This is a genomic window from Ruegeria sp., assembly GCF_028066395.1.
GTDB lineage: Bacteria > Pseudomonadota > Alphaproteobacteria > Rhodobacterales > Rhodobacteraceae > Ruegeria.
In genome coordinates, this window is sequence record NZ_JALCBM010000012.1 from 1 (window position 1) to 2771 (window position 2771).

3 protein-coding genes and 1 pseudogene are annotated in these 2771 nt (G+C 61.6%); 3 read left to right on the forward strand and 1 reads right to left on the reverse strand.

Going from position 1 to position 2771, the window contains the following annotated elements; translation table 11 throughout:
* Positions 1-46: 46 nt before the first annotated feature.
* Positions 47-280, reverse strand: coding sequence for a sulfurtransferase TusA family protein (locus MPJ51_RS05770; protein WP_298383078.1), 234 nt, complete (start codon positions 278-280; stop codon positions 47-49).
* 106 nt (positions 281-386) lie between these two features.
* Between MPJ51_RS05770 and MPJ51_RS05775 the strand changes: the two genes are divergently transcribed.
* The 3 genes and pseudogenes from MPJ51_RS05775 to MPJ51_RS05785 form a co-directional block, all read left to right on the forward strand.
* Positions 387-1139 (forward strand): cytochrome c biogenesis protein CcdA, encoded by a 753-nt coding sequence (locus tag MPJ51_RS05775; RefSeq protein ID WP_298383081.1) that lies wholly within the window; start codon positions 387-389, stop codon positions 1137-1139.
* 80 nt (positions 1140-1219) lie between these two features.
* Positions 1220-2428, forward strand: a complete 1209-nt coding sequence (locus tag MPJ51_RS05780) for a hypothetical protein (protein ID WP_298383084.1) — start codon at positions 1220-1222, stop codon at positions 2426-2428.
* Positions 2425-2771: pseudogene (locus MPJ51_RS05785) on the forward strand (cytochrome P450); the annotation flags it as partial. The gene MPJ51_RS05780 and the pseudogene MPJ51_RS05785, both read left to right, overlap by 4 nt.

Sequence of the window (2771 nt, forward strand, 5' to 3'; positions counted from 1 at the left end):
GGGCCTTCGGGTCCGCCTTTTTCGTTTCAATCGATTGTAACAGGGATCACAGGGATTTGCGGATGACATAGACCTGATGATCGCCGTCCACCTCTTGCGCGATCAGGGTATGTCCGGCCTCGATGCAGAAATGCGGCACGTCGATCACCGCTGCCGGATCATCGGCCAGCAGCCGCAGAATCGCCCCGTCAGGCATGGATTTCAGCCGTTTCCGCGCCTTGAGCACGGGCAAGGGGCAGAGCAGGCCCAGGGCGTCCAAAGTCTCGGTCACATCGGTCATGCGCTTCGGGATAGGGGCAACGGGCGGGACTGTCCAGCGGGCAACCACGAGGATGTGACCGAATGGCCCCGTGACGCGGGCGGTTTGATCACATATGTGCTGATGCATGTTTGGAATTGACATCATCGACGCCGGGCTGCTGCCCGCCATGTTCATCGCCATGCTGGGCGGGCTGATCAGCTTTCTGTCGCCCTGCGTGCTGCCCATCGTGCCGCCTTATCTTGCGTATATGAGCGGCGTGACCATCAACGAAATGCAGGATGAGGCCAAGGCGCGCCGCAAGGCGACCCTGTCGGCGCTGTTCTTTGTGCTGGGCCTGTCGACGGTGTTCCTGCTGCTGGGGTTCACGGCCTCGGCCTTCGGCGCGTTTGTGCTGCAAAATCAAGTGCTTTTCGCCAAGCTCTCAGGTGCCGTGGTGATTGTGTTCGGGTTGCATTTTCTGAACGTCTTCCGCATCCCGCTGCTGGACCGCGAGGCGCGGGTGGAAACGGGCGAGTCCGGCGGATCGGTGTTTGGCGCCTATATTCTGGGGCTTGCCTTTGCCTTTGGCTGGACGCCCTGCATCGGGCCTCAGCTGGGCGCGATCCTGTCGCTGGCCGCGTCCGAGGCCTCGGTGGCGCGCGGCACTCTGCTTCTGGGCGTTTACGCGGCGGGGTTGGGTATTCCGTTCCTGCTGGCGGCGATGTTCCTGAACCGCTCGATGGCGGTGATGAACCGGATCAAACCGCATATGGCGACCATCGAAAAGGTGATGGGCGGGCTGCTGCTGTTCGTGGGCATCATGCTGATCACCGGGCTTTTCACCGAATTCAGCTGGTGGCTGCTGGAAACCTTCCCCGCATTGGCGAATTTTGGTTAAGGCTTAGGGCTTTATTCAATCATACGGGTCTTACCTTGACCTTGAAGCCGCGCTAATCTGCGCGGCAAAGGTCAAAGGGCATGAGCAGTCAATCACCGCACCACACGCTGCGCCGCCGCCGGGTGTTCTACATTCCCGGCTACGACCCGATTCATCCCCGCCGCTATCGCGAGCTTTACCGGACTGAGGGTCGCGCACAGGCCGAGATTTCCGGGTATGAGATCGCTGTCTCGGCCAAATCGGGTGAAGGACCTTATGGCTGGCACGTGACGTCTGTGCAGGACGGGGCCGAGGTTCAGACGGATGTCGAGGTTCTGGTCTGGTCCGATATCGTTCGCGATAGCATGGCCCGGTCGATCCCGGCGACCTATTGGCAACTGGCTTGTACGGCGTGGATTTACATCTCGACTGGGGTGCTGTGGCGGCTGATGCAGCTGCGCAAAGGCCCGGTGATTGCGGCGCTTTATCCGGTGGGGATGCTGTTGGCGCAGCTTCTGGCGGCGCTGTTGATGGTCTGGGGCATCGTCGCGGGGCTTGGCCTGGTCATTGGTGCCATGGCATGGATACCGGCCCTTGGCGCGGCCTATGGGCTGATGCGCTGGTTTCGCCGGATCGACAACCGCTTGTTCGCTTATTATCTGATGCATGACTACGCCCATTCCGCCCGCCTGCGCGGCGCGATTGCACCGGAATTGCAGGCGCGTCTGGGTGAGTTCACCGACCTGATCGAACAGGCACTTGAGGATGATGTGGATGAGGTTCTGGTGGTCGGCCATAGCTCGGGCGCGCATCTTGGGGTGACGGTGCTGGCCGATCTGTTGCGGCGACGGGACGGGGACGGGCCGGTGCTGTCCTTTCTGTCCCTCGGGCAAGTGGTGCCGATGGTCTCGTTCCTGCCAAAGGCGCATCAGTTGCGGGCGGATTTGCAGTATCTCTCGACCAGTTCCCGGCTGACATGGGTCGATGTCTCGGCCCCCGGCGATGGATGCGCCTTTGCCTTGTGTGATCCGGTTGCGGTGACTGGCGTGTCGGAGGCGGAGAAAAAATGGCCTCTGGTCCTGTCTGCTGCCTTCACGCAAACCCTGTCGCCTGACCGGTGGCAGGCCCTACGATGGCGGTTCTTTCGGCTGCATTTCCAGTATCTCTGCGCTTTTGACCGGCCCGGAGAGTATGACTATTTCCGCATCACGGCAGGCCCGCAAACGCTGGGCCAGCGCTTTGGTGGTCGCGCGCCCTCGGCCTCGAGGATCGAAAGGGCGGTGTCGAAATACCGGTCGGTGCGACCATGAAACCGCCGAAACCGCACTCCCGCCCGGACAAGGTCTCGCTCTGGCGTTATCTGAAACTGTTCCGGCAAGACCTGCTGTCAGCACAGCCGCAGCGCCTCTATCGCGCATGGATGGCCGAGTTTCGCACGCCGTTCTTCCGGTCCTACATGATCAACCAGCCCGACCTGATCGACACGGTGCTGAAAGGGCGGCCCGATGATTTCCCCAAATCCGGCCGGATCAGTGAAGGGTTGCGGCCACTGCTCGGAAACTCGGTCTTTCTGACCAATGGCGTCGACTGGAAACGCCAGCGCCGGATCATCGACCCGGCCTTTGCTGGCGGGCGGCTGAAGGATACCTTCCC

Coding starts and splice junctions, on each gene's coding strand:
- MPJ51_RS05770 (WP_298383078.1), bottom strand. CDS start 280: ATGACCGATGTGACCGAGACTTTGGACGCCCTGGGCCTGCTCTGCCCC.
- MPJ51_RS05775 (WP_298383081.1), top strand. CDS start 387: ATGTTTGGAATTGACATCATCGACGCCGGGCTGCTGCCCGCCATGTTC.
- MPJ51_RS05780 (WP_298383084.1), top strand. CDS start 1,220: ATGAGCAGTCAATCACCGCACCACACGCTGCGCCGCCGCCGGGTGTTC.